A 1,388-nucleotide genomic window follows, 5' to 3' on the forward strand; every position below is an offset into this window, starting at 1 on the left:
ACCGAGCAGGAAAAGGTCATCGGACGAACCAAACTCGACGACTACGAGCTCCCGGAGGACGAGCAGCCCGCTAATTCCCATGTGGCCGTGAACGATCAGGACGTCAGCGGCAATATCGTGCGCGCCAATATGCCGTTCGGCTCGGTCCAGGACGGCGAATTCGGCACCTACTACATCGCTTACGCCGACGATCCGGCCGTCATCGAGACCATGCTGACCCGAATGTTCCTGGGCAGCACCGAGGCCGCCTACGACCGCATCCTGGATTTCTCCACCGCGATCACCGGCACCTCCTTCTTCACCCCGCCCGCGGGGTTCTTCGACGCGCTGCCGGACGCCCCGGCTCCGGCGGCCGTCGCGGTCCGGGAATCCCCGGGCGCCAACGGCGTTGTGTCCGGGAATGGATCCCTCGGCATAGGCACGCTACGGAATCGCTAGAACGGAGCTGACGCATGAACAACCTGCACCGCGAACTCGCGCCCTTGACCTCCGAGGCCTGGACGGCGATCGAGGAGGAGGCGACGCGAACCTTCAAGCGGCACATCGCCGGTCGCCGTGTCGTCGATCTTTCCGGCCCGCACGGCACCGACTACTCCGCGGTGGGTGTGGGTCGCACCACCACCATCAGCTCGCCGGGCGAGGGCGTGCAGGCCCGCCAGCGCGTGGTGCTGCCACTGGTGGAGCTGCGGGTGCCGTTCAGCCTCTCGCGCGAGGAGCTCGACAATATCGAGCGCGGGTCGCACGACGCCGATCTGGATCCGGTGAAGGCGGCCGCCAAGAAGATCGCGTTCGCCGAGGACCGGGCCATTTTCGAGGGCTATCCGGCGGCCGGGATCAATGGCATCCGGCTCACCACCTCGTGCGAGCCGGTGAAGCTGCCCGGGGATCCGCGGCTGGTTCCGGAGGCGGTGGCGCAGGCGTTGAGCAAGCTGCGGCTGGCCGGTGTGGACGGGCCGTATTCGGTGCTGCTGTCGGCGGATCTGTACACGGCGGTCAGCGAGACCTCCGATCACGGCCACCCGATCCGCACCCACCTGGAGCGGTTGATCGACGGTGAGATCATCTGGGCGCCCGCCATCGACGGCGCATTCGTGTTGTCGACGCGCGGTGGGGATTTCGATCTGCAGCTGGGTCAGGACCTGTCCATCGGCTACCTGTCGCACGATGCGGAGACCGTGCAGCTGTACTTCCAGGAGTCGCTGACCTTCCTGGTGTACACGGCCGAGGCCGCGGTCGCGCTCGAGGCGTGATCAGTTGATCCGGAAGCGGTTTCGATACTCCGTCGGCGTGGTGTCCAGGCCGCGCCGGAAGGCGCGCGTGAGCGTGTCGGTGGTGTTGAAACCGCACAGGGTCGCCACCCGCTCCAGGGTGTTGTCGGTCGTCTCCAG

General features: G+C 66.8%; 2 protein-coding genes and 1 pseudogene. 2 read left to right on the forward strand and 1 reads right to left on the reverse strand.

All coding sequences use genetic code 11. From position 1 onward, the window contains the following. Positions 1 to 438 (forward strand): annotated as a pseudogene (locus tag ACWELQ_RS45730) (Dyp-type peroxidase); the annotation flags it as partial. A gap of 14 nt (positions 439 to 452) precedes the next feature. Next, positions 453 to 1,250, forward strand: coding sequence for a family 1 encapsulin nanocompartment shell protein (locus ACWELQ_RS45735; RefSeq protein ID WP_452403198.1), 798 nt, complete (start codon positions 453 to 455; stop codon positions 1,248 to 1,250). Here the strand turns inward: ACWELQ_RS45735 and ACWELQ_RS45740 are convergent, their stop codons facing one another. After that, a complete protein-coding gene (locus ACWELQ_RS45740; protein ID WP_452403199.1) occupies positions 1,251 to 1,388 on the reverse strand; it encodes an AraC family transcriptional regulator in 138 nt (45 codons plus the stop codon).

This window comes from Nocardia sp. NPDC004722 (assembly GCF_053601505.1).

Coding starts and splice junctions, on each gene's coding strand:
- ACWELQ_RS45735 (WP_452403198.1), top strand. CDS start 453: ATGAACAACCTGCACCGCGAACTCGCGCCCTTGACCTCCGAGGCCTGG.